The 22,392-nt window shown below is 52.0% G+C and carries 20 protein-coding genes; 14 read left to right on the top strand and 6 right to left on the bottom strand.

The window, feature by feature from the left end; genetic code table 11:
* Positions 1-116: 116 nt before the first annotated feature.
* A complete protein-coding gene (locus RFN81_RS17805) occupies positions 117-692 on the bottom strand; it encodes a DJ-1/PfpI family protein (RefSeq protein WP_264497079.1) in 576 nt (191 codons plus the stop codon).
* 412 nt (positions 693-1,104) lie between these two features.
* Between RFN81_RS17805 and argG the strand changes: the two genes are divergently transcribed.
* Both argG and RFN81_RS17795 read left to right on the top strand, forming a co-directional pair.
* Positions 1,105-2,451: an argininosuccinate synthase gene (argG, locus tag RFN81_RS17800; protein WP_264497078.1), complete on the top strand. Its 1,347-nt coding sequence runs from the start codon at positions 1,105-1,107 to the stop codon at positions 2,449-2,451.
* A gap of 266 nt (positions 2,452-2,717) precedes the next feature.
* Positions 2,718-3,371 carry an acyl-homoserine-lactone synthase gene (locus RFN81_RS17795; RefSeq protein ID WP_264497077.1) on the top strand — a complete coding sequence of 218 codons (654 nt, stop codon included), beginning with the start codon at positions 2,718-2,720 and terminating at the stop codon, positions 3,369-3,371.
* On the opposite strand, the gene RFN81_RS17790 is transcribed toward RFN81_RS17795, so the two are convergent.
* Together RFN81_RS17790 and RFN81_RS17785 are read right to left on the bottom strand one after the other, a co-directional pair.
* Positions 3,355-4,086 (bottom strand): helix-turn-helix transcriptional regulator, encoded by a 732-nt coding sequence (locus RFN81_RS17790; protein WP_264497076.1) that lies wholly within the window; start codon positions 4,084-4,086, stop codon positions 3,355-3,357. The two genes, RFN81_RS17795 and RFN81_RS17790, sit on opposite strands and share 17 nt — an antisense overlap.
* A 397-nt stretch (positions 4,087-4,483) precedes the next feature.
* A complete protein-coding gene (locus RFN81_RS17785; RefSeq protein WP_264497075.1) occupies positions 4,484-4,696 on the bottom strand; it encodes a hypothetical protein in 213 nt (70 codons plus the stop codon).
* Here RFN81_RS17785 and aldA point away from each other — a divergent pair.
* The 3 genes from aldA to RFN81_RS17770 all read left to right on the top strand — a co-directional run bounded on the left by aldA (position 4,695) and on the right by RFN81_RS17770 (position 8,761).
* Entirely contained in the window at positions 4,695-6,134 is a 1,440-nt protein-coding gene (gene aldA, locus RFN81_RS17780) for an aldehyde dehydrogenase (protein WP_264497074.1), read from the top strand. The two genes, RFN81_RS17785 and aldA, sit on opposite strands and share 2 nt — an antisense overlap.
* Positions 6,135-6,221: 87 nt before the next feature.
* Positions 6,222-7,379 (top strand): FMN-dependent L-lactate dehydrogenase LldD, encoded by a 1,158-nt coding sequence (gene lldD / locus RFN81_RS17775; protein WP_264497073.1) that lies wholly within the window; start codon positions 6,222-6,224, stop codon positions 7,377-7,379.
* A gap of 182 nt (positions 7,380-7,561) precedes the next feature.
* Complete coding sequence (locus RFN81_RS17770) at positions 7,562-8,761, top strand: AI-2E family transporter (RefSeq protein ID WP_264497072.1); 1,200 nt, start codon at positions 7,562-7,564, stop codon at positions 8,759-8,761.
* 106 nt (positions 8,762-8,867) lie between these two features.
* Here RFN81_RS17770 and zapB read toward each other — a convergent pair whose 3' ends face one another.
* Entirely contained in the window at positions 8,868-9,110 is a 243-nt protein-coding gene (zapB, locus tag RFN81_RS17765; RefSeq protein WP_264497071.1) for a cell division protein ZapB, read from the bottom strand.
* 523 nt (positions 9,111-9,633) lie between these two features.
* On the opposite strand from zapB, the gene RFN81_RS17760 reads away from it, so the two are divergent.
* The 9 genes from RFN81_RS17760 (at position 9,634) to RFN81_RS17720 (ending at position 20,150) form a co-directional block, all read left to right on the top strand.
* On the top strand, positions 9,634-10,473 hold the full coding sequence (locus RFN81_RS17760; protein ID WP_264497070.1) for an MIP/aquaporin family protein: 840 nt from the start codon (positions 9,634-9,636) through the stop codon (positions 10,471-10,473).
* 53 nt (positions 10,474-10,526) lie between these two features.
* Positions 10,527-12,038, top strand: a complete 1,512-nt coding sequence (gene glpK, locus RFN81_RS17755) for a glycerol kinase GlpK (protein WP_264497069.1) — start codon at positions 10,527-10,529, stop codon at positions 12,036-12,038.
* A 122-nt stretch (positions 12,039-12,160) separates the two neighbouring features.
* On the top strand, positions 12,161-13,171 hold the full coding sequence (gene glpX, locus RFN81_RS17750; protein ID WP_264497068.1) for a class II fructose-bisphosphatase: 1,011 nt from the start codon (positions 12,161-12,163) through the stop codon (positions 13,169-13,171).
* 104 nt (positions 13,172-13,275) lie between these two features.
* A complete protein-coding gene (gene fpr, locus RFN81_RS17745) occupies positions 13,276-14,022 on the top strand; it encodes a ferredoxin--NADP(+) reductase (RefSeq protein ID WP_264497067.1) in 747 nt (248 codons plus the stop codon).
* Between the two features lie 217 nt (positions 14,023-14,239).
* Entirely contained in the window at positions 14,240-14,836 is a 597-nt protein-coding gene (locus RFN81_RS17740) for a YiiQ family protein (protein WP_264497066.1), read from the top strand.
* 179 nt (positions 14,837-15,015) lie between these two features.
* Entirely contained in the window at positions 15,016-15,783 is a 768-nt protein-coding gene (gene tpiA, locus RFN81_RS17735; protein ID WP_264497065.1) for a triose-phosphate isomerase, read from the top strand.
* Positions 15,784-16,049: 266 nt separating this feature from the next.
* On the top strand, positions 16,050-17,435 hold the full coding sequence (locus RFN81_RS17730; RefSeq protein ID WP_264497064.1) for a PTS transporter subunit EIIC: 1,386 nt from the start codon (positions 16,050-16,052) through the stop codon (positions 17,433-17,435).
* A gap of 34 nt (positions 17,436-17,469) precedes the next feature.
* Positions 17,470-18,912 (top strand): 6-phospho-beta-glucosidase, encoded by a 1,443-nt coding sequence (locus RFN81_RS17725; RefSeq protein WP_264497063.1) that lies wholly within the window; start codon positions 17,470-17,472, stop codon positions 18,910-18,912.
* Positions 18,913-19,136: 224 nt separating this feature from the next.
* The gene (locus RFN81_RS17720; protein ID WP_264497062.1) at positions 19,137-20,150 is read left to right on the top strand and encodes a LacI family DNA-binding transcriptional regulator; all 1,014 of its coding nucleotides are present in this window, start codon (positions 19,137-19,139) and stop codon (positions 20,148-20,150) included.
* 47 nt (positions 20,151-20,197) lie between these two features.
* Here RFN81_RS17720 and aguA read toward each other — a convergent pair whose 3' ends face one another.
* Positions 20,198-21,316 (bottom strand): agmatine deiminase, encoded by a 1,119-nt coding sequence (gene aguA, locus RFN81_RS17715; protein ID WP_264497061.1) that lies wholly within the window; start codon positions 21,314-21,316, stop codon positions 20,198-20,200.
* Between the two features lie 3 nt (positions 21,317-21,319).
* Positions 21,320-22,204, bottom strand: a complete 885-nt coding sequence (gene aguB, locus RFN81_RS17710) for an N-carbamoylputrescine amidase (RefSeq protein WP_264497060.1) — start codon at positions 22,202-22,204, stop codon at positions 21,320-21,322.
* Between the last annotated feature and the right edge of the window lie 188 nt (positions 22,205-22,392).

Raw genomic sequence — 22,392 nt, 5'->3', positions numbered from 1 at the left:
CAATCTCACTAACGAGCGGTGAAATGCGCGAATAGGACGGTTGGCCACCCACCCAGACAGGCGTGGGCAGACGCGCTAGCCATTGCGGTTGTTACCATGTTGGCGCTGGTCCGTGGTTATGTCGGCACGCGCCAGTAATCGTAGTCGATGTGCTCAACCTGGAAATTGGCATTCTCTTTATCGCCAGTCAAACGAGTGGCAATGGTAAAGGCAAAATCGAATGACACGCCCAGCCCTTTACCGCTGATCAAATTGCCATCTTCTACGACCTTCTCATTGACATAAACACCATCGGTTACGTCCTGCCATAAATCGCCGGAGCAGACATAACGGCGGCCTTTTAGCAGTTTGTTTCCCCCCAGAACGCGGGCGGCGGCGGAGCACAGTGGACAGATGAGTTTCCCCGCCTCGTCATGGCGGCGGATAAACTCGACAACCATCGGGTTTGCGGCCAGATTTACCGTGCCCTGTGGGCCGCCGGGGATGACCACGGCATCAAATAATGTGTTTTGATTTCTTTCCAGAAGAGCATCGGCAAACAGTCGAATATGGTGATAACTACTCAGTTCCAGTCTGTCATGGCAGGACAACATGGTGACTTCTATCTTCATACGGTGCAGTACATCAATCACCATAATCGCTTCTGCTTCTTCAAATCCGGGAGCCAGCAGAACGGCGACTTTCTTAGACATAGCATCTCCAACGATAGGCAAGGAAAAACATTAACGGTAGAACAATAGCAAAGAAATAACATAAAAATGAAACGATGTTTTATTAATGTCGAGCGGGTCGCGTAAACGATGTTTACTGTTTAGCTTAAGAAGAAGATAGCGCTATAATCGTCGGCTTGGCTGTGAACCAGCTATGCATTTTTTTACACGAAAGCCTGTCTCTTCTCTTCCTGTACCGCTAAAAAGATGTTTAAATTATCACTCATTTATTTTGCATAAATATTCATTATGAGCGTGTTGATGAGTGGTCACTGATCGGTACGCTTGCCATGAGAGATGCACGGGTCACGGACGTTCATTAATATATGGCGTAACATAATGGTGTGAGCGACGACGCTCCTATCCATAGATCTTTCGAGCAGGGATTACATTTATGACAACGATTCTCAAGCACCTTCCGGTTGGTCAACGTATTGGTATTGCATTTTCCGGGGGGCTGGATACCAGCGCCGCGCTGCTTTGGATGCGTCAAAAGGGCGCGGTACCTTATGCTTATACCGCGAATCTGGGTCAGCCAGATGAAGATGACTACGAAGAAATCCCGCGTCGGGCTATGGAATATGGCGCGGAGAACGCTCGCCTGATTGATTGCCGTAAGCAACTCGTGGCTGAAGGTATCGCGGCGATCCAGTGCGGCGCCTTTCACAATACCACGGCGGGCGTGACCTATTTCAACACCACGCCGCTAGGCCGCGCGGTTACCGGGACGATGCTGGTTGCAGCGATGAAAGAAGATGGTGTGAACATCTGGGGCGATGGGAGTACTTACAAAGGCAACGATATTGAGCGTTTCTATCGCTACGGCCTGCTGACCAATGCTGAATTAAAGATTTACAAGCCGTGGCTGGATACCGATTTTATTGATGAATTGGGCGGCCGTCAGGAAATGTCCGAATTCATGGCGCAGGCCGGGTTCGGTTATAAAATGTCTGCCGAGAAAGCCTATTCTACTGATTCCAATATTTTGGGCGCGACGCATGAAGCGAAGGATTTGGAATTTCTGAATTCCAGCATCAAAATCGTTAACCCTATTATGGGGGTGAAGTTTTGGGACGAAAACGTTAGCGTTCCTGCCGAAGAGGTGACCATCCGTTTTGAGCGCGGCTACCCGGTTGCGCTGAATGGCAAGACCTTTACCGATGATGTCGAGCTAATGCTGGAAGCGAATCGCATTGGCGGCCGTCACGGGCTGGGTATGAGCGATCAGATCGAAAACCGTATTATCGAAGCGAAAAGTCGTGGCATTTATGAGGCGCCGGGTATGGCATTGCTGCATATTGCCTATGAGCGCCTGGTAACGGGTATCCACAATGAGGATACCATTGAGCAATACCATGCGAATGGTCGCCAATTGGGTCGTTTCCTGTATCAGGGACGCTGGTTTGATTCCCAGGCGCTGATGCTACGTGATGCGTCACAGCGCTGGATCGCCAGTGCTATCACCGGTGAGGTGACATTAGAATTACGGCGTGGCAATGATTATTCGATCATGAATACCGTGTCTGACAATCTGACCTACAAACCGGAGCGTCTGACCATGGAGAAAGGCGATTCTGTCTTCTCGCCAGATGACCGTATTGGTCAATTGACCATGCGCAATCTGGATATCACCGACACGCGCGAAAAACTGTTTAGCTATGTTGAAACGGGTTTACTGTCTTCCTCCGCCAGCACGGGTTTACCGCAGGTTGGTCAGCTACAGGATAAAGCAGAGAAATAATACCCAACCAAGTAATAAAGTCATCCGGAACCGTTCGCGCTTCCGGATTTTTTATATGTCACGTAACCCATCGGGAATGATTTACCTGCGATATTCCCTGGCATATGAACTCTTGCTGACAGTGTAGTTTGCATCTGTACAACGGTCGTAGAAAGCGACAGAATACAACAACAATACGCTGATAGTGTTACTCAAGGGCGAAAAGATGTAGTGGATGATGTATCTGTTTTTGTGATGTCTTGATAAAGATTTTTAATGGAGGAAAAATGTTAGAAATATTCGATGTAAGTTACGCTCAATTGTCAGAAAAAAAATCACAAGAGCTATTTACCCTAAGGAAAGAGACGTTTAAAGATAGACTTGATTGGGCAGTACAGTGTACTAACGGGATGGAGTTTGATCAGTATGATAATGAGAACGCAACCTATCTTTTTGGTGTCGAAGATAACAAGGTGATCTGTAGCTCTCGATTAATCGAAACAAGATTCCCTAATATGATTACAGGTACGTTTTTTTCCTATTTTAATAGAATTGATATCCCTGAGGGAAATTATATTGAGTCAAGTCGTTTTTTTGTTGATAAAGCACGATCTAAAACTATTCTAGGAAATTCTTATCCCATAAGTATGATGTTTTTTCTAGCGACGGTCAATTATTCAAGAAGTAAAGGTTATGATGGCGTTTACACGATTGTCAGTCATCCCATGTTTACCATATTGAAACGTTCTGGCTGGAAAATTTCTATTGCCGAGCAGGGACTGTCAGAAAAACAAGAAAAAATTTATCTATTGCATCTACCTGTCGACAAAGAAAGCCAGGATACACTAATCCATCGTATAAATCATAAACAAGAATTTGTAGAAAGTAACTTGCGAAAGTGGCCACTATCTTTCGAACCTGTGATTAAATCGGTCTTATAAGTTGTAATTCAATGCCAAGCCTAATTGCATGTTTGGCGTTTAACACTCCAAGTTTCTTTACAACATTACCAATATGGAATTTAACAGTACCTGTTTTAATTCCTAAGATTAGCCCTATTTCTTGATAAGTTTTTCCCATGCTGGCCCAGTAGAGGATTTCGTTTTCCCGTTGAGAAAATATATCTTTATTGTTCGATCTTTCGTCTTCTTTGTTCTTTACCATCTCTCTATGCAGAGAGATGGTTTCAGCATGAATATTCATTAGCATCATTTGTAATTTGTCTTTATTACTTTCTATAACTTCGTCGATATTAATTACATTAGACTCATCTATCATAATAGATAACATCACTAAATTATTAGTGTGATCATGGAGAACAAAGGTATAACCATTGGTAATGTTATGTTCTCTCGATAAACTGAATATCTTTGACATTTTCAGTTTTGAGCTGATCAGTAAATCTTCATTCCAAGGGAACGGGGTTATTTTATTGAGCGCGGCAATGACAACAGGATCAATGTGCTGATAGTTATTGGCACGGTATATTTCTCGCCACTTGTCATGATGATTAGAGATGATAAGTATCTCTGTGGGCTTCTTTTTGTTTAATACCATATAGGAGTATTTTATGTCGCCGTAGCGGCTTAATTCAGTATCAAATCTATTTTTTATTATCCTGCTTATAGTTTCATTGTTGGAAAATAATTGCGACATCTCATAACCTCAGCCTAAAAATTCAACGTCCTGTAATGGAAAAAGTATATACCTATCACTGTAAGCATATCTATAGGAACCTATATCGATAGTAATAACTATACCTTAGTATAGCTTTTATCTGGGCTGAAAAAACATACAATCACTTGACAACATTAAGAGCGTAAAGCAAGAAAATAAGCCAGCGCTTGAGTAAACGTGATGATTAGCTAACACCAGGGAATGCTAATTAAACGACTATTATCAATAGCATAATAATATTTATCTCCTTTACGGCCTGCGCAATGTTGCAGGCCGATTTGTTTCCAGTGGCGATCCTCGTATCAGGATAATGGATTCACCTGTCGTGGCCCCCCGGCCTTGTCTATCGTGCCTTCCCCCAGCATCCTACGCTTTTTCAATACCCCATACCGATTGCATCTTCCCACTGTTCAGCAATATTTTGCAAAACTGTTACATCCAATGTCCTCAGTATGATTTTTTTGCCATTTGCTAGACTGAATTGGCAATCATGAAAAGGTAAATGCGGCGCAGATCGCACAGCATGGTAAAATTCACAAAAAAGACGTGTTTTTTTAACAATTCGTTTATCTATGGAGACGCCTGCCATGAACACCCTACAGAAAAAGATGTACATCAACGGTGAATTTGTTGAAAACAGAAGCGGAAAGTGGATCGATGTCATTAACCCGGCGACGGAACAGGTTATTTCGCAAATCCCAGAAGGTTCCACTGACGATGCAAAGCGTGCAATTGATGCGGCGGAAGCAGCGCAGCCAGGTTGGGAGGCGCTGCCAGCCGTTGAGCGAGGCATCTGGCTGCACAAGATAGCTGATGGTATTCGCGCGCGGGAAGCCGAACTGACTGACACTATTATTGCGGAAGGTGGTAAGACGTATGGTTTAGCACGCACGGAGGTGCTTTTCACCGCAGACTACCTCGACTATATGGCGGAATGGGCGCGTCGTTATGAAGGCGAAATCATTCAAAGTGACCGCCCGAATGAAAATATTTTCGTCTTCCGTAAAGCCATTGGCGTTACGACCGGTATTTTGCCGTGGAACTTCCCCTTCTTTTTGATTGCGCGTAAAGCGGCTCCGGCGCTGATCACCGGTAATACCATCGTGATTAAGCCAAGCGAGATTACGCCCAATAATGCGGTGATTTTCGCCGAAATCATCCACCGTATTGGCCTGCCGAAAGGCGTGATCAACATTGTTACCGGTTACGGCCCGACGGTTGGGCAGGAGCTGGCGGCTAACCCGAAAGTTGGTATGGTCAGCCTGACCGGTAGTGTGGCGGCGGGGATCGCTACCATGACGGCAGCGGCGCAGAATATTACCAAAGTGTCACTCGAACTGGGCGGCAAGGCTCCGGCTATTGTGATGGACGACGCCGATCTCGATCTGGCGGTCAAAGCGATTGTCAGTTCCCGCGTGATCAATAGCGGGCAAGTCTGTAACTGTGCCGAGCGCGTCTATGTACAAAAAGGGATTTACGACGACTTTATCACCCGGATCAAAGCCGCGATGGAGCAGGTAACTTTTGGTAACACGGCGGAAGACGATGCACTGGATATGGGGCCGCTGATTAGCGCAGCGGCGCGCCAGCGTGTCGAAGATAAAGTGGCGAAGGCGGTCGCGCAGGGGGCCAAAGTACTGCTTGGCGGTCAGCGTACCAGCGGTACGGGGTATTTCTATCCGCCCACGCTGCTGGTGAACGTCAGGCAAGACATGCCGATTATGCACGAGGAAGTGTTTGGGCCAGTGCTGCCCGTCGCGACGTTCGACACGCTGGATGAAGCGATCGCGATGGCGAATGACAGCGACTATGGCCTGACATCGTCGATCTATACGCAAAATATTAATACCGCGATGAAGGCGCTAAAAGGATTGAAGTTCGGTGAAACCTACATCAACCGTGAGAACTTCGAGGCGATGCAGGGCTTCCATGCCGGGTGGCGTAAATCTGGCGTGGGCGGCGCCGATGGCAAACACGGTTTGCAGGAATATCTGCAAACACATGTGGCGTATCTTCAATTTCACTAAAGGCAGTTTGACTAAAAGGCAATGCGATTTGGCGGTCATTCGTTCGACCGTCAGTCGCACATACAAATAGAAGGATGGAAAAGGACAATGATCATCTCAGCTTCAACGGACTACCGGGCGGCGGCGCAGCGTAAGCTGCCGCCATTTCTTTTCCACTATATTGACGGCGGGGCGTACAACGAGCACACCCTCCGGCGCAATACCGCCGATCTGGCCGATATCGCGTTGCGCCAGCGTATTCTGAAAAATATGTCTGACCTCAGTCTGGAAACGACACTGTTTGGTGAGAAACTGGCGATGCCGGTGGCGCTGGCGCCTGTTGGTCTGACCGGGATGTATGCCCGGCGCGGCGAGGTGCAGGCTGCCCGTGCCGCGGCGCGGAAGGGGATCCCCTTTACGCTGTCTACGGTGTCGGTTTGCCCGATAGAGGAAGTCGCGCCGGCTATCGACCGCCCGATGTGGTTCCAACTCTATGTATTAAAAGATCGTGGCTTTATGCGCAACGTGTTAGAACGCGCACAGGCGGCTGGGGTTAAGACGCTGGTGTTTACCGTGGATATGCCGACGCCGGGGGCACGCTATCGCGATGCTCATTCCGGTATGAGCGGCCCTTATGCGTCGGTACGCCGTATTTTGCAGGCGATGGTGCATCCACAGTGGGCATGGGATGTCGGCCTGAATGGTAAGCCGCACGACTTAGGCAACGTGTCCGCCTATCGTGGTAAGCCAACAACGCTGGAGAATTACATCGGCTGGCTGGCGGAAAATTTTGATGCTTCTATTTCCTGGCAGGATCTGGCGTGGATCCGTGAGATGTGGAAAGGGTCGATGATTATTAAAGGTATCCTCGACCCGGAAGACGCCAAAGACGCGGTTAGGTTTGGCGCAGACGGCATTGTCGTTTCCAACCACGGTGGTCGCCAGTTGGATGGTGTACTGTCGACAGCGCATGCGCTGCCCGCTATCGCTGAGGCGGTGAAGGGCGATATCACCATTTTGGTCGATTCCGGCATACGCACCGGCCTGGATGTGGTACGGATGCTTGCGCTAGGCGCAGATAGTGTGTTGCTCGGGCGGGCATTTGTCTATGCACTGGCGGCCGCGGGTGAGGCAGGCGTGGTTAACCTGCTGGATCTGATCGAAAAAGAAATGCGCGTGGCGATGACGCTCACCGGGGCTAAATCGATTGCGGATATCACCACTGACTCACTGGTGCAAGCCACTCAGCAGCGCTTAGCTGGCTGATAACCGCAGATGGCGCGGCGGCAGGCGCTATTTATGTGCCGCTTTCCGTCGCGTATTCCCCGTCTACCGTCAACAGAGCGTCATTTCTTCACTTTATTCAGCGATCCGCGCTTTTTGCGTTATTGCAAATACCCCTCTTCGTTCTATATTTCTAGGGCTGATTAAACGAAGGGGAAATCGTTGTGAATAGTAAAGCGCTTACGAAGGGATTCTTTATCCTTATCTTGTTAGCCGTTACGCTGGCATTCTTTGGCATCTTGTCGCCGTATTATTCCGCCATTTTATGGGCGGCCGTGCTGGCGATTATCTTCCATCCGCTGAAAAGCAAAATTCGGCAAAAGTTGAACGATCGCAACGGTGTTGCTTCGTTACTGACTGTCGCAATTATCTTCCTTATCGTCTTCATTCCTTTAGGGGGAATTGTTTCCTCGCTGGTGGTTGAAATCAACGGGGTGTATACCCGATTACAAGATAACAACACGCAATTTCCCGTCGTAGTGGCCGATATGCTTCAGCATCTGCCAGGGTGGGCGCGGCATTTTCTGGCCGAGCACGGTTTAGATAACGCGGCCAAAATTCAGCAGGCGCTTTCTCAGGTTGCGCTGAGAGGCGGGCAATATCTGGCCGGGAGCGTGCTGTTAATTGGTAAAGGGACATTCACCTTTTTTATCGGTTTCGGGGTGATGCTTTATCTGCTTTTCTTCCTTCTGAAAGAAGGTTCCTATCTGGTGAACCTGATTCTGGAATCACTACCGCTTTCTACCCATGTGAAGCACCACCTGCTGGTTAAGTTTGCCGCAGTGTCGCGGGCGACGGTAAAGGGCACCGTGGTTGTCGCGCTGGTTCAGGGGACGCTAGGCGGTATTGCATTTTCCATCGCCGGAATAGAAGGCAGCCTGTTGTGGGGCGCTTTAATGGCCTTTCTGTCGCTCATCCCGGCGGTAGGATCGGCGATAATCTGGGTGCCAGCCGCCGCCTATCTGTTTGCCACGAATATGATCTGGCAGGCTATTTTCATCGTCGCCTTCTTCGTGTTGGTTGTGGGGCTGGTCGATAATATTCTGCGCCCGCTCTTGGTAGGAAAAGATACCAAAATGCCGGATTACCTGATTTTGATCGCAACGCTGGGCGGGATGGAAATCTACGGGATCAACGGTTTTGTCATCGGCCCGCTGATTGCGGCGCTGTTCATCGCCTGTTGGAACATCCTATCTGGACGGGATAATCAGGATAATATTGAAAGCATCGACGAGGATTTTATTGAGGAAGGCCGCCTGCATGCGAATGCCGTCAATGCCGAAGGTAGCGGAGCGACGGTAAACCAGACGGCGAAGTCGGCTGAGGGAAATCAGGAAGCGGAGGATAAACAGGAGAAGTGTTAGCGCCTAACCCATGTTATCCGTCAGGCTTCTGACCCGGTGCGCCGCGCAGGGGAGTCTCATTCCTGAAACTCCCCTGCGAAGTCGTCGGTCGTGACGTGCAAACCGTTTATTGAACTTCTTCCATTTTACCTAGCAGCGCGCGCAGGCGCTCTTGCCATACGACTTGTTCTTCTTTTAGCTGTTCGTTCTCGCGCACCAGCGCTTCACGTGCGGCCGCTGCCGCCTGAGCATCCTGCGACAGCGTGTTGTTCTGCTCTTTCAGCTCTTCAATTTCCATTTGCAACAGCGTGATAGTATCAATCGCCTGCTGAACTTTTGCTTCCAGCTTTTCAAACACTTCAAATGACATTCTGCAAACCCCTTTTAATCGCAACAAGGCAAAGATCGGTTAACGCTGGCTTTCAGACACTGTAACCAACACCCTACGCCACCCGCCCGTAATAAAATCCTGACAGCGGGACGGTTGGCAAGACAGACCATAGCGAAATTGTATGTAGCCAATGGTTCCCTGTCTAGCGTACATCCCCCATCAGACGAGTGTGGCAGCTTTTCTTACTTAACACTATCAATACAAACCGAAAAACCGTCAGGAAAAGCGAAAAACAGCCCCCATTCGCGTCTTCATGATACCGATCGTGTTAATAAATTTAACCCGGTTGTTACCTTCAATCGCGAGGGAAAAACGATTTCCAGTCATTTTATAAGCGAATTCGCGCATTTTTTTGACGAACAACACACATTTGTATTTCGATATTTCTCGTTTCCGCGCATTAACGATAAATTCACATCATAAATACATTTAAATCAGAGGATGCAACCAGACGGTATCCTTAATAACACCCACTCTGTTCCTTACCCAGCAGGAAAAAATTATGAGCCAAACAGAACGTTCAACGTTAAAAGGTCAGTGTATCGCCGAATTTCTTGGCACGGGCCTCTTGATCTTCTTCGGCGCTGGCTGTGTCGCCGCGTTGAAACTGGCAGGCGCCAGCTTCGGACAATGGGAAATCAGTATCATTTGGGGACTGGGCGTTGCGCTGGCCATCTACCTGACCGCCGCGATTTCTGGTGCTCATCTCAACCCGGCCGTCACAATTGCCCTCTGGCTGTTTGCCTGCTTCGAGAGGCGTAAAGTTGTGCCTTATATTCTGGCGCAAATTGCCGGGGCTTTTTGTACCGCCGCGCTGGTGTACGGTCTGTATTACAATCTGTTTGTGGATTTTGAACAGGCCAATAACGTGGTGCGTGGCAGTACGGAGAGCCTGAATTTAGCGAGTATTTTCTCAACGTATCCGAATCCGCATATTTCCGTTATACAGGCGCTGCTGGTGGAGACGGTAATCACCGCTATTCTCATGTGTCTGATTCTGGCGCTGACCGATGACGGTAATGGTATTCCGCGCGGGCCGCTTGCGCCGCTGCTCATCGGTATTCTAATTGCCGTGATTGGCGCGTCCATGGGGCCGTTGACGGGATTCGCGCTTAACCCGGCGCGTGATTTTGGCCCTAAACTCTTCGCCTCTCTGGCGGGTTGGGGCAGCATCGCCTTCACTGGCGCGCGGGAGATCCCTTATTTTCTGGTGCCTATTTTCGGCCCCATCATTGGCGCCTGCCTGGGCGCTTTCGGCTATCGCGCATTGATTGGTCGTCATCTGCCCTGCGATGTATGCGAGTCCGAGGCAGAAGCTAACACGCGTCGTGAAAGCCGTTAAACTTAACGCCACGACCCTCCTCTTTCACGGTTAATTATTTCAGGATGGGATTTATGACTCCGGATAAAAAATACATTGTCGCGCTTGATCAAGGCACCACCAGCTCTCGTGCTATCGTATTGGATCACGATGCCAACATCGTTAGCATTTCACAGCGTGAATTCACCCAGATCTATCCCAAGGCGGGCTGGGTGGAGCATGACCCAATGGAAATATGGGCCACCCAAAGCTCGACGCTGGTTGAGGTGCTGGCTAAGGCCGACATCAATTCAGATGAGGTCGCGGGCATTGGTATCACCAACCAGCGTGAAACCACCGTCGTATGGGAAAAAAAGAGCGGTAAGCCAATTTATAACGCCATCGTCTGGCAGTGTCGCCGTACGGCGGAAATCTGTGAGAAGCTGAAGAAAGACGGTCTGGAAGAGTACGTGCGTAATACCACCGGGTTGGTCGTCGATCCCTATTTCTCCGGCACTAAGGTGAAATGGATTCTGGATCATGTGGAGGGTGCGCGTGAGCGCGCTAAACGCGGTGAACTGCTGTTTGGCACTATCGATACCTGGCTGATCTGGAAAATGACGCAAGGGCGTGTTCACGTCACGGATTATACCAATGCGTCTCGCACCATGCTGTTTAACATTCATACGCTGGAATGGGATACCCGCATGCTGGACGTGCTGGATATTCCACGGGAGATGCTGCCGGATGTGCGCGCCTCTTCCGAAGTCTACGGTCAGACTAACATCGGTGGTAAAGGCGGCACCCGTATTCCGATCGCCGGTATCGCGGGTGACCAACAGGCGGCGCTGTATGGTCAGCTTTGCGTCAACCCCGGCATGGCGAAAAACACCTATGGCACCGGCTGCTTCTTATTAATGAATACGGGTAACGACGCCGTGCTGTCGAAACACGGTTTGCTGACGACCATAGCCTGCGGCCCGCGCGGCGAAGTGAATTACGCGCTGGAAGGTTCGGTGTTTGTTGGCGGCGCGTCTATCCAATGGCTGCGTGACGAATTGAAAATCATCGGCGATTCCATGGATTCCGAATACTTCGCGACGAAAGTGAAGGATTCAAATGGCGTCTATGTTGTCCCCGCCTTTACCGGATTGGGCGCCCCTTATTGGGATCCCTATGCGCGTGGCGCTATCTTTGGCTTGACCCGCGGCGTAAATGCCAACCACATCATTCGTGCGACGCTGGAATCCATCGCCTTCCAGACGCGTGATGTGCTGGATGCCATGCAGGCCGATGCGAATACGCGTCTGAAGGCGCTGCGTGTTGACGGCGGCGCCGTAGCCAACAACTTCCTGATGCAATTCCAGTCCGATATTCTCGGGACACGTGTGGAACGCCCGGAAGTCCGTGAATCCACCGCGCTGGGCGCCGCATTTCTGGCTGGTCTGGCGACGGGCTTTTGGGACAATCTGGATGAAGTGAAAAGTAAGGCCAGGATCGAGCGTGAATTCCACCCCAGCATCGAGACGGTGGAGCGCAACGTGCGTTATCGCGGCTGGCAGAAAGCGGTTGCCCGCGCCCGTAACTGGGAAGAGCACGACACCTGATCCTTCATTTTGGGCGCGTTTATCGCGCCCGTTTTCTCCTTCCGCCCAACCGCGTTCCTCGCTCGTTGTGATACTATTCCACGCCATATCATTCCCTCCCGATCGATAACAGACAGGTATTTATGAAACGTGAATTAGCCATCGAATTCTCGCGCGTGACCGAGGCTGCGGCGCTGGCCGGCTATAAATGGCTGGGCCGCGGCGACAAGAACGCCGCCGATAATGCCGCCGTACAGGCGATGCGGATTGTGTTGAATCAGGTCAATATCGACGGGCAGATTGTCATTGGCGAAGGGGAAATTGACGACGCGCCCATGCTGTTCATTGGCGAGCGAGTGGGCGCGGGGCAGGGCGAAACTGTGGACATTGCTGTTGACCCGATTGAAGGCACGCGGATGACGGCAATGGGGCAGGCGAATGCGCTGGCCGTACTGGCCGTCGGCGAAGAAGGCGCGTTTCTGCACGCGCCGGATATGTATATGGAAAAGCTGATCGTTGGGCCAGAGGCTAAAGGAGTGATTGATCTCAACCTTCCGCTGGCGGACAACCTGTCCAATATTGCGCAGAAACTGGGTAAGTCGCTTAGCGAGCTCACTGTCACTACGCTGGCTAAACCGCGCCATGAGGCCTGCATTGCGGAGATGCAGCGGTTAGGCGTAAAAGTGTTTGCCATTCCTGACGGCGATGTCGCCGCTTCCATTCTCACTTGTATGCCGGACAGCGAAGTTGACGTGCTATATGGTATTGGTGGGGCGCCAGAAGGCGTGATTTCGGCCGCCGTTATCCGCGCGCTGGATGGCGACATGCAGGGGCGCTTACTGGCTCGTCATCAGGTTAAAGGCGATAGTGCTGAGAATCGCCGTATCGGTGAAGAAGAACTGATCCGTTGCCGACAAATGGGGATCGATGCCGGTGTCGTGCTTAAACTCGATGATATGGCGCGTAATGACAATGTGGTGTTCTCTGCGACCGGAATTACTAAAGGCGATCTGCTGGACGGGATCGTGCGCAAGGGCAACATCGCCACCACGGAAACGCTGCTGATTCGCGGTAAATCACGCACGATCCGCCGGATTCGCTCGACGCACTATCTGGATCGTAAAGATCGCAAATTGCACGAGTTCCTCCTGTAGCAGGCCGCCGTTCGACCAACTGGTTGTTTCACAGTTGTTAATAAATGGCGTATCCTAGCGGCATAAAAATCGGCGTCAAACGCAAGTAATAGGAGCAGAAAATTATGGCTGAATGGGTGACTGGCAAGGTGGTTCACGTGGAGAACTGGACAGAAAATCTGTTTAGCATTCGAGTTCATGCTCCCACCGATACATTCACTGCCGGACAGTATGGCAAGCTGGCGCTGGAGATTGACGGTGAAAAAGTGCAGCGTGCCTATTCCTATGTGAATGCGCCCAGCGAACCTACGCTTGAGTTCTATCTGGTAACCGTGCCAGAGGGTAAACTCAGCCCCCATCTGCATGCGCTACAACCTGGCTCGGAAGTCCTGGTCGTTAAAGAAGCTGCCGGTTTCTTCGTGTTGGAAGAGATTCCTGATTGTGAAACCCTGTGGATGCTGGCGACAGGTACGGGCATTGGGCCTTATTTGTCTATCCTTCAGGAAGGTAAAGATCTGGATCGCTTCAGCAACATCGTGCTGGTACATGCTGCGCGGTTCTCCCGCGATCTGAGCTATCTTCCTTTGATGCAGCAATTACAGCAGCGCTATCAGGGTAAGCTACGTATTCAAACGGTTGTCAGCCGGGAAGAAGCCGCAGGTTCGCTAACCGGCCGTATTCCGCAGCTTATCAGCAACGGTGCGCTGGAAGCTGCGGTCGGTCTACCCATGGATGTCGCGACCAGCCATGTCATGCTGTGTGGCAACCCGCAAATGGTGCGTGACACCCAGCTATTGCTGAAGGAAGAACGGAAAATGGCCAAACATCTGCGCCGCAGGCCTGGCCATATGACAGCCGAAAACTATTGGTAAACGGCGGCCAATATCGGTCTGTGTTGAAAACGCCACCGCTGCATTGTCATTAACGATAATGTCCTGAACTGCCGCGCCAACGAGCCGTAGGGCGCGACATGTTATCGTCACTAATGTCACCACGATTTTTGACAATAGCCTATAAATACCGCTTTAATCGAAGGTATTCCGCCGTTATTGGCCTGGCTGTTTTCTTATGTGGCTGACCCGAATCCCTATGACACGAAAATGCATCGCTTTACTTTTTCTCTCCTCGCTCGCGCTGTACCAGGCCAGTGCAGGAGCCGATCCGACGTTCCCGCCTGATACGTCAGCCAATGCGCCGTATCTGCTGGCCGGCGCCCCCACCTTCGATCAAACCATTTCGCAATTTCGTTCCCGTTATAATTTGAGCAACCCGACGTTGCCCATTGGTGAGTTTCGGATTGTCGACAGCGGCAATATCGCCGATGCGTTGACCCGCGCCGCCAGCCGGATTAACGATTCTCTCTATGCCTCAACGGCGTTGGAAAAGGGCACCGGGAAAATCAAGACGCTGCAAATTACCTGGCTACCGCAGTCGCAGAACGAACAGGAAACGGCAGCAAGCCGTCAACAGGCCGTTAACTACATGGCGGCATTGGCGCGTGCGTTTGCGCCTTCACTGACGGAAGCGCAAAGCGTGAAGAAAGTGGCTGAACTGCTGGAAAAAGGCAAGGGGCAGCGTTTCTATCAGCAATCAGAGGGCGCCTTGCGCTTTGTGGTTGCAGATAATGGGGAAAAGGGGCTAACTTTTGCTGTTGAACCGATTAAGCTCACGCTATCTGAACCGTGATCGGGGCGGTAATTCATAACGAAAAACAGAGCCACGGTCATATTTCGTCTCTATACTGTGGGCAAGTTATTTTGACAGGCGGCGGTGAAAAGGGTACGGGAATTCACTAACGCCTTGTTTAAAATTTATTTTCAAATAAACCGAGTGATTTATTCGCGATTCCGTCTGGAGGAAAAAAGATGCGACATCCATTAGTTATGGGTAACTGGAAGTTGAACGGCAGCACTCACATGGTTAACGAACTGATTGCGGGTCTGCGTAACGAACTCAGCGCCGTTGACGGCTGTGGTGTAGCGATCGCCCCCCCGACAATTTACCTCGATCAGGCTCATCGCCAGCTGGCAGGTAGCCGTATTGCGCTGGGCGCGCAGAACGTTGACGTAAACCTTTCTGGCGCATTCACGGGGGAAACGTCTGCCGAAATGCTGAAAGATATCGGCGCGAAATACATCATCATCGGCCACTCTGAGCGCCGCACTTACCACAAAGAAAGTGACGAATTCATTGCGAAGAAATTTGGCGTGCTGAAAGACGCTGGCCTGATTCCGGTGTTGTGTATTGGTGAAAGCGAAGCCGAAAACGAAGCAGGTCAGACGGAAGCCGTCTGTGCTCGCCAATTGGACGCCGTGCTGAATACGCTCGGCGCGAAAGCGTTTGAAAACGCTGTCATCGCCTACGAACCTATTTGGGCTATCGGTACAGGTAAGTCCGCCACCCCAGCACAGGCGCAGGCCGTTCACAAATTCATCCGCGATCACATCGCTAAACAGGATGCGGCGGTTGCTGAGCAAGTGATCATCCAGTACGGCGGTTCGGTTAACGCGACGAATGCCGCAGAGTTGTTCACCCAGCCGGACATCGACGGCGCACTGGTTGGCGGCGCCTCACTGAAAGCCGACGCCTTTGCCGTTATCGTGAAGGCCGCTGCCGACGCCAAACGCGGCTAAGTTTGCATCGAAAATGGACGAACCCCGTGGTTCGTCTGATAAAAAACCGGTTTGCGCTATCACGCCAACCGGTTTTTTTGTTTTAGGCATAGCGTATTGCACTCCTCTGATTCTTCTCACGACGCCCGCCGCATCATCCCGATTTTGTGAATCACTACACACATCTATATGAAACCGGTTGCAGATAAAAGTTGTCTGACGGCATTCTGCAACCGGTTACAGATTGACGCTGACAATAAAAATAACGCGTAGATAGAGGTGGAAAGATGGCCGAAATCAGAGATTACACGAAGCTGGCGGGAGACATCCTGCGAGAAGTGGGCGGAGAACAGAACATCACCAATTTTTCGCGCTGCGCCACCCGGTTGCGGTTGGTATTGAACCAAACGCCGAGTGAGGCCAAGGCCAATATCCAGAAAATGCCGGGTGTTATTGCGGTGGTGGAGAGTAGCGGCCAGTTCCAGGTGGTCATTGGTACGCATGTATCGGAGGTGTTCAACGCCATGTCGTCGCTGATCAATAGCGGCAACTTGTCGAATGACACGCAGAAAACGCGTTGGCTGGACGCGGTGATCGCTACCATGTCAGCGGTGTTCGCGCCATTTGTCTATATTCTGGCGGCGGCCGGTATTCTGCAAGGGCTGCTGATCGTGCTCACGCTGCTCGCACCCGCGTTCAAGGAAACCGGCACCTATAGCGTGCTGAATTTTATGTCCTGGACGCCGTTCAGTTTCCTGCCCGTATTTATCGCCATTACCGCGGCTCGCCATTTCAAATGCAACACGTACATTGCAGTACTGTGCTGCTGTGCGTTGATTAACCCAGAGTGGGCGGCGCTCGCCGGCAAAATCGCGGCGGGCGAAAGCATTCGCTTCTTAGGGTTACCGCTGGCGGAAACCGTATATACCTCAACGGTACTACCGCCGCTGTTTCTGGTATGGGTGCTGTCCCTGGTGGAACGGCGGGTGGAGAACTGGGTGCCGCAGGTCGTTAGCGCGTTGTTTACCCCTCTGATTTGTTTCCTGATTATCGTGCCGTTGACGCTGATCGTCATCGGGCCAGTGACCAACGCGGTGGCGATGGCGGTCGCTGGCAGCTATAACGCGTTGTTCGATGCCGCGCCAGCGCTGGCGGCGGCTGTGATTGGCGGGCTATGGCAGGTGCTGGTGATCTTCGGCGTCCACTGGGGCATCACGCCAGTAGTGATGGCTAACTACGCCACCAACGGCTTCGATTCCTTTCAGGCTTACCAGACGATGGCGGTCGTGGCGCAGATGGCCGCGGTGTTTGGCTGTTTTTTGAAAAGCCGTAACACGAAACTGAAAGCGACCGCGCTGTCGGCAGGTGCGACGGCGATTTTCGGTATCACGGAGCCTGCGATTTATGGTGTGACACTGCGTTTTAAAAAGCCGTTCGTGTGTGGCTGCATCGGCGGGGCGATCGGTGCAGTGGTTGCGAGTTTTTTTGGCTCGCTGTATTACGCCTTCGCCGCGCTACCTGGTTTGTTCACGCTGGTGAACGCCATCAGCCCGCAAGCGCCGATGTCGTTTATTGGCGAGCTGGTGGGGTGCGGTGTAACGATTGTGGTAACGATTGCGCTGGTATGGGTGGTAGGTTTTGACGACCCCAAGCCTGACAACCACGCGCTATGATTAATTAATTTATTGAAATACAGGTGGAGAAAATATGAGTGGTCAGTTTCCGGATAATTTCCTTTGGGGCGGTGCAGTTGCGGCTCATCAGTTGGAAGGGGGATGGAATCAGGGAGGAAAAGGGGTGAGTGTGGCGGACGTGCTGACCGCCGGGGCGCACGGCGTGCAGCGCCGCATCACCGACGGGGTGATCGATGGGGTGTCCTATCCGAACCATGACGCTATCGATTTTTATCGTCGCTATCGAGAAGACATCAAACTGTTCGCGGAAATGGGCTTCAAATGCTTCCGTACCAGCATCAACTGGACGCGGATCTTCCCGTTGGGGGATGAAAGCGAACCGAATGAAGAGGGGTTGAAATTCTACGACGATCTGATCGATGAACTGCTGAAATACAACATCGAGCCGGTGCTGACCCTCAGCCATTTTGAAATGCCGTATCATCTGGCGAAAGAATATGACGGTTGGATGAACCGCAAGACTATCGACTTTTTCGTCAAGTTCTCGCTGACGGTCATTGAGCGCTATAAATACAAAGTGAAATACTGGATGACGTTCAATGAAATCAATAACCAGAAGAACGTTGACGCCGAAATTTTCGGCTGGATGAATTCCGGCGTGAAATTCCCGGAGAAGGAGAAACCGGAAGAGGCGATGTATCAGGCGGCGCATCACCAATTCGTCGCCAGCGCGCTGGTGGTGAAAAAGGCTCACGAGATAAATCCTGCATTAAAAGTAGGCTGTATGTGTTCCTTTGTGCCCTACTACCCTTATTCCTGCAATCCTGCCGATGTCATGCTGGCGGCGGAATCCATGCACGACCGTTTCTATTTCTCCGATGTACATATTCGCGGCCATTATCCTTCTTATGCCCGGCGGGAATGGGCAGCGAAGGGGTATCATATCCATATGGAACCGGAGGACGAGCGGATATTGCAAGAAGGTAAAGCCGACTACCTGGGGTTCAGCTACTACATGACCAACGTGGTGAAAGCGGACACGGCGCACACCAACACTGCGGAAAGCATGGATGGCAGTTCGCAACATTCGGTGAAAAATCCTTATTTGCAAGCCAGCGACTGGGGCTGGCAGATTGACCCTATCGGGCTGCGCTATGCGCTGGTAACACTCTACGAACGCTATGAAGTGCCGTTATTTATTGTGGAGAATGGCCTGGGAGCACGGGATGTGCCGGACGCCAGTGGCAACATTCAGGATGATTACCGCATTGATTATCTCCGTGCCCATATCCAGGAAATGAAGAAAGCGGTGACCATCGACGGCGTAGATTTAATGGGCTATACCCCGTGGGGCTGTATCGATCTGGTGTCGTTTACCACAGGGGAAATGGCGAAACGCTACGGCTTCATTTACGTAGATAAACACGACGACGGCACGGGGACGCTCAATCGTTCGCCAAAGAAATCCTTCTACTGGTATCAGCGGGTCATCGCCTCTAACGGCGAAGCATTATAGGTTTTACGCGTTTGCGCTCCGTCAGATGGCGGAGCGCGCCTATTTCAACTGGATTGCTGAGTGAAAGAAGAAACTGGCCGAACGTGGTAGCCGACAGCGTTGGCATCCCGCTAGGGCTCTCTGCTTTTGTCACGGGACTGTAGCGAGTAACGGCTCAAGGCTGTCAAAGGTGCGCTGATGAGATAGAATTCTTTGGTAACGGAGACTATCAGGAACAGCGAACTATGACGACCATGTTGGATGTGGCAAAAAAAGCGGGCGTGTCGAAAGCGACCGTGTCCCGCGTGCTGACGGGTAATAACTACGTCAGCCAAGCCACCCGTGAGCGGGTGTTCAGGGCGATAGCGGAAACTGATTATCACCCCAACCTACTGGCACGCAACCTGGCCACGCGCAAATCGCAGAGCATCGGCTTAGTCATCACCAATACGCTGTACAGCGGCCCCTACTTCAGCGAGCTATTGTTCCAGACCGCCACCATGACGGAACAGCATGGTCGCCAGTTGATCCTTGCCGACGGCAAGCATAGCGCGGAAGAAGAACGGCAGGCCATCCGCTTCCTGCTCGACCTGCGCTGCGATGCGCTTATCGTCTATCCCCGTTATCTCTCTACCGATGAACTGGAAAACATCATCGAACGTCATTCGCAGCCCATCATGGTGGTGAACCGTAGCCTGGCGCGTCACGAAGGCAACTGCGTCTGTACCGATCATCAGCGGCACTGTTTTACCGCGATGAACTACCTGATCGAGCAAGGCCATCGTGAGATCGCTTTTGTCAGTGGCGCTCACGGTTCCCCCACCGGTGAAAGTCGATTGGCAGGCTATCGGCAGGCGCTGGAGGCTAATGGTATCGCCTTCGATCCCGTGCGCGTGGCGCAGGGCGATTGGACTGCCGAAAGCGGATACCGCGCGGTGGCGATGCTGGCCGAACGCCACGCGTCTTTCAGTGCGCTGGTGGCCAGTAATGATGATATGGCGATTGGCGCAGCGGCGGCTTTCCGCGAGCGGGGTATGGCGATTCCCCATGACGTCTCGTTGCTGGGCTTCGACGATTTACCGATGGCGCGCTGGTTTAATCCGCCTTTGACCACCGTGCACGTTCCTGTCGCGGAGATGATCAAAGAGACGTTGGAAAAACTGTTGGGCCTTCTGGCTGGGGAGACGGTAACGCCGCAGGAACCTTGTGAAGGGCGGCTGATTATCCGTGAATCGGTTGCCAGAAGGCCGGTAGTGTAACCGGAGATGGCGTCTGCTTCCCCGCGACGCGCCTTGTCAGCCGCCGGTTAACGGCGTAACAGTGGCTTTACCGCCGGGATTTGCTGCGTGATGCAGTGGATATTTCCACCACCCAGCAGGATTTCCCGTGCGGGAACGCCGCTAATCAGGTAGTTGGGGAACATCTGTTGCAGCAGATCGCGTGCGGCGTCATCCGTTTTCTCATCTAGCAGCGGGAAAATGATTTGCTGATTGCTGATTAGAAAGTTCACATAAGACCCCGCCAGACGAGAACCGGCAAGGCGTTCAACCGCATCGCCGCTGTCCACGCCCTGCGCTTCCTCTTTGGTCGCATAAAGCGGGCCGGGGGCTGGCAACTTCCAGATTTTCAGCTCACGCCCTTGCGCATCCCGCGCGGCCGATAGCACCTCATAGGCCGCAACGGAGCGGGCATACTGCGGATCGTTTTCGTCATCCGTCCAGTGCAGCGCCACTTCGCCGGGACGCACGAAACAGCACATATTATCGATATGGCCGTCGGTTTCATCGTTGTACACGCCTTGTTCCAGCCAGATAATCGTCGAGACGCCAAGGTAATCACGCATCAGCCGTTCGATGTCTGCCTTACTGAGGTGTGGGTTACGGTTCGGATTGAGCAAACATTCCGCCGTAGTCAGCAATGTGCCTTCACCATCGACATGGATCGAACCGCCTTCCAGAATCAGCGGCGCGGCGTAACGCGCAGCCTGATGATAGTCCAGCACCTGGGCCGCGACTTTCTCATCCTGACGCCAATCTTCATACAGGCCGCCAAGTTTGCCGCCCCAGGCGTTGAACTGCCAGTCGATACCCCGACGTTCACCCGCCTGATTTAGCACGATGGTTGGGCCGGTATCGCGCATCCAGGCATCGTCGCTTTCCATTTCCACCAGCGTGACGTTCACCGGCATGATCTGTTGCGCATGCGCCATAAAGCGCGCAGGTACGCCCATGATAACCGGCGTATTTCGAGCAATGGCTTCGGCGACACGCGCGAAGGTTTTCTGTGCCGGAATACCCTGTTCGCGCCAGTTGTCAGTGCGATAGGGCCAGAGCATCCACACGGCGTCATGCGGCGCCCACTCGGCAGGCATCGCAAAACCATCCTGACGTGGCGTGGTAAGAGAAGGAGTGGCTGGCTGTGACATGACTTATCTCCAGGTCTTACCGTCAGAAGTGGCGAGGGCGCCGTACATGTCCGGGCGACGGTCGCGGAACAGGCCCCATGACGCACGCTGGGCAGCAATGGCTTCTAAATCAAATTGATGCACCAGAATCGCTTCATCCGTCTTATTGGCCTGTGCCAGCAACGCACCGGTTTGGTCGGCAATGAAGGACGAGCCGTAGAACGTCATTTCCAGACCGTCGATATATTTGCTGGCTTCTGTCCCAATACGGTTGGAGGCGATCACCGGCACCAGATTCGCCGCAGCATGCCCTTGCTGAACGCGAGTCCAGTGCGGCTGGCTGTCGATATCCGGGTAAGCTGGTTCGGAACCAATCGCGGTCGGATAGAAAATCAGCTCCGCACCCTGCAACGCCAGGCTGCGTGCGGTTTCCGGGAACCACTGATCCCAGCAAATACCCACGCCGACCTTCGCGTAGCGCGTCTGCCAGACTTTAAAGCCGGTATCGCCCGGAATGAAGAATTGCTTCTCCTGATACGCCGGACCATTCGGAATATGTGTTTTGCGGTAAACGTCCAGCACGGCACCGTCCGCATCAATCATCACCAGCGAGTTGTAATAGGCGTTATTGGCACGCTCAAAGAAGCTCAACGGCAGCACCACATTCAGTTCCGCCGCCAGCGCGGAAAAATGCTGAATCAGCGGGCTGGTTTCCAGCTCCTGCGCCAGCGCATAGTGTTCCGGGCTTTGATCGATACAGAAATAGGGCGTAGCAAACAGTTCCTGGATCAGGATAATCTGCGCGCCTTGTGCATGTGCTTGTCGCACCAATTTTTCGGCGTTGGCGATATTCTTGGGCAGATCCCAGGAACACGCCATTTGTGTTGCGGCAACGGTCACTTTTTTCATGTGGAAACCTCAGTAATAACGACAAATACCCGCCTATTTTCCGGCACGTATCGGTAAGACGTCTTCTCTTGGCTACAATGGTGCCTCGGTGCCAACCACGACGATCTTCACGAGTGTAGGCTAACACGCCAGCGCCTGCCCAATAGGAATATCCTGTTAACGTGTTGAGCGAGAATGGCATGCGCATT

Origin of the sequence: Pectobacterium cacticida (assembly GCF_036885195.1) — a bacterium.
Classification (GTDB): Bacteria; Pseudomonadota; Gammaproteobacteria; order Enterobacterales; family Enterobacteriaceae; genus Pectobacterium; species Pectobacterium cacticida.
The sequence above is the reverse complement of the archived record's forward strand: the minus strand, read 5'-3'. Positions and strand labels throughout refer to the sequence as shown.